The 3,251-nt window shown below is 70.9% G+C and carries 3 protein-coding genes; 1 reads left to right on the top strand and 2 read right to left on the bottom strand.

Annotated features, from left to right (window positions below; all coding sequences use genetic code 11):
• The coding region (locus ABNT58_RS22320) for a DUF1631 family protein (protein ID WP_348755602.1) at positions 1 to 1,564 on the top strand (1,564 nt) is incomplete at its 5' end.
• A 12-nt stretch (positions 1,565 to 1,576) separates the two neighbouring features.
• On the opposite strand, the gene ABNT58_RS22315 is transcribed toward ABNT58_RS22320, so the two are convergent.
• Both ABNT58_RS22315 and dprA read right to left on the bottom strand, forming a co-directional pair.
• Complete coding sequence (locus ABNT58_RS22315; protein WP_348755603.1) at positions 1,577 to 2,029, bottom strand: DUF494 domain-containing protein; 453 nt, start codon at positions 2,027 to 2,029, stop codon at positions 1,577 to 1,579.
• Between the two features lie 88 nt (positions 2,030 to 2,117).
• Positions 2,118 to 3,233 (bottom strand): DNA-processing protein DprA, encoded by a 1,116-nt coding sequence (dprA, locus tag ABNT58_RS22310; protein WP_348755601.1) that lies wholly within the window; start codon positions 3,231 to 3,233, stop codon positions 2,118 to 2,120.
• Between the last annotated feature and the right edge of the window lie 18 nt (positions 3,234 to 3,251).

Below are 3,251 nucleotides of genomic sequence, written 5' to 3'. Positions count from 1 at the left end.
CGCGCGAGACGGCGAAGCCACCCGCCTGCTCACCGCGGCGGCCGGCCTGCCCCGCGGTGGCGAGCATGCCGCGGCCGTGCTGGGCCGGCTGAACCGCCTTGTGGGGCGCCAGCTGCCCGAATTCGCCCGCACCGATGCACATGCGCCCGCACGGCCCGCCTCGCCAGGGCTGACGGCGGCCATCGGCCTGGCGCAGCAAGGCATCCAGCGGCGCTTCAGCGTCACCCAGGCGGCCACGGCGGGCGCCGCAGCGGGGCCGGCTTCGGTCAGCGCGCCCACGCTGCTGGAAGACCTGCAGCAGCGCAAGCAGGTCCTGAAGAAGGCGGCCGAGACCCCGGTCGAGCGCGCCACCATCGAGATCGTGGCCTTGCTGTTCCAGGCCATCCTGATGGAAGAAAGCATTCCGGCCGCCGTGCGCGTGTGGTTCGCGCGGCTGCAGATGCCGGTGCTGCGCGTGGCCGTGACCGAGCCCGACTTCTTTGCCACCACCGACCACCCGGCGCGCAAGCTGATCGACCGCATGGGCGCCTGCGTGATGGGCTTTGACACCTCGTCGCGCGCGGTGGGCGATGCGCTGGAGCGTGAGATCAAGCGCGTGGTGCAGGTGGTGGAGGCTTACCCCGACACCGGCCGCCGCGTGTTCCAGACCGTGCTGACCGAGTTCGAGAAGTTCCTGGAGAACTATTTCCGCCACGAGAACGAGGCCACGCGCAAGGGCGTGTCGCTGGCCCAACAGGTGGAGCAGCGCGAGACGCTGGCCATCCAGTACACGATCGAGCTGCGCAAGATGCTCAATGAAGTGCCGGTGCAGGAGGGCGTGCGCCAGTTCCTGTTCCAGGTGTGGGCCGACGTGATGGCGATGACGGCCGTGAAGTTCGGCGGCCAGAGCGAAGAAACCAAGGCCATGAAGCGGGCCGCCGCCGACCTGGTGTGGTCGGCCAGCGCCAAGGTCTCCCGCGAAGACCGGGCCGAAGTTATCCGCCGCTTGCCGCCGCTGCTGAAGACGCTGCGCGAAGGCATGGCCTCGGCCGGCGTGGCACCCGACAAGCAGGACGAGCAGGTGCGCGCGCTCAACAACTCGCTGGCGGCGGCCTTCACCGCCAAGGCGGCGGCCATTCCGCACGACCGCTTCGAAGAGCTGATGGAGCGGCTGGAAACGCTGGAAGAGCTGCTGCCCGACAGCGACGACGTGCAGATCGACGAATCCACCGTGCTGGACCTGTCGGGGCACGAGACCTCGGAGCTGGAAGTGGCCGTCGAGGGCGGCTCGGTGCCCACGCCTGCGATGCTGGCCTGGGCGCGTGAGCTGCAGGTGGGCAGCTGGTTCATGCTGGATTTCCGCGGCCGCAACGAGCCGGTGCAGCTGGCCTGGCAGGGGCTGCGCAGGCAGTTGTCGCTGTTCGTCACGCCCAGCGGGCGCTGCGTGCTGTTCCAGCAGCAGCGGCTGGCGGCTTTCCTGCAGGCAGGGCTGCTGCTGCCGGCGCAGGACGAAGCGCTGACGGTGCGCGCCACGCGCAATGCGCTGGCGCGGCTGGACGTGGACCCGGCGCGGCTGTTGAGCTGACGGTGGCTCGTCTCAGTGAATGAGGCGATCCTCTGGCGCGACGAACAACTCGTCCAGCACCAGCGTGTCGGGCTCCTTGCCCAGGCTCCAGAACACCATCAGCACGATGATCTTGATGTCGTCCAGCGCGATGGGTGCCACGCCGATGGCCGTGGCCCGGTCGACCACCATTTCGCGCATCGGCGGCGGCAGTACGCCGGCCGATTCGAGGAAGCTGATGAAGCCGATGGACTCCTCGCCCAGCAGATCCTGCTCGGCGGGGGTGTAGACGCGCATGCTGGTTTGCTGCTGCTCGCCGGTGTAACACTCGGCGACGCTGGCCAAGCCGTCCAGCCAGGACAACGCTTCCTGGATTTCGTCCGACTCGAAGCCCGCGGAGGACAGCTTCCGCGCCAACTGGTCATGGTCCGGGCAGGCGTCCGGACGCCAGTAGTTTTCGTACAGGTAGACGAGGACGTCGAACATGAATTGACTATACCCCACGGGTTTCCACGCGCCGGACGGAAACAAAACGGCCTTGGTGGCGGTGTGCGGGGCGTGCTCGGGGCGGTCTTCAGGCCAGGCCACGGCGCTGGAACAGGCCACCCGGCAGGCGCACCACCTGGCCGTCGAGCTCCAGCTCCAGCAGGCGCGCCTGCAGCTGCGGCGCCGGCCAGCCGCAGCGGGCGATCAGCGCGTCCAGCGTGGCGGGGTCGTGGCCCAGCGCGGCCAGCACCGGGTCGGCTTCGGGGGGCTCCAAGGTGGGCGCCGTGCCCTCATCGGCGTCGGCGCTCGGCGGCCGGGCGGCGCCGCCCAGTTCTTCCAGCACGTCTTGCACCTGCTCCACCAGCTTGGCGCCCTGCTTGAGCAGCGCATGGCAGCCGCGCGACTGCACCGCGTGGATGGAGCCGGGGATGGCGAAGACATCGCGCCCCGCTTCCAGCGCCAGCCGCGCGGTGATCAGCGAGCCCGAGCGCAGCGCCGCTTCCACCACCAGCGTGCCGCGCGCCAGCCCGGCGATGATGCGGTTGCGCTTCGGGAAGTGCTCGGCCAGCGGCGGCGCGCCCAGCGCGAACTCCGACAGCAGCAGCCCCTCGCGGGCGATGCTTCGCGTCAGCGCCTCATGCCGGCTGGGGTAGATGCGGTCCAGCCCCGTGCCCACCACCGCGATGGTGCTGCCCGCGCCGCCCAGCGCGCCTTCGTGCGCCGCGCCGTCGATGCCCAGCGCCAGGCCCGACACCACCGTCCAGCCGGCTTCGCTCAAGGCGCGGCCAAAAGCGCGGGCGTTGTCCAGGCCCTGCGCGGTCGGGTTGCGGCTGCCGACGATGGCCACGGCCTCACGCTGCAGCAGGTCCAGCCGTCCGTGGGCGTACAGCAGCAGCGGCGGGTCGGCCGCCTGCAGCAGGGCCGGCGGGTAGGCTGCATCGCCCACCGTGACGATGCAGCGACCGTCGCCCAGCGCCAGCCAGGCCAGCGTGCGCGCCAGCAGGTCGGTGTGGAAAGCGTCGGGCTCGGCCGCCAGCAAGGCGCCGGCGGCGGGCCCGGCCACCTGGGCGATGGCCGTTTCGCCGGCCTGCAGCACCGCCGGTGCGCTGCCGAACGCGGCCAGCAGCTTGCGCGCCTTGGCGCGGCCCAGTCCTTCCCCGGCCGTCAACCTCAGCCATGCCCCGACTTCATTCGGGTCGGTCATGGCCGCAGGCCTAGTCGG

Source organism: uncultured Aquincola sp. (assembly GCF_964001545.1).
Classification (GTDB): Bacteria; Pseudomonadota; Gammaproteobacteria; order Burkholderiales; family Burkholderiaceae_C; genus Aquincola.
The sequence above is the reverse complement of the archived record's forward strand: the minus strand, read 5'-3'. Positions and strand labels throughout refer to the sequence as shown.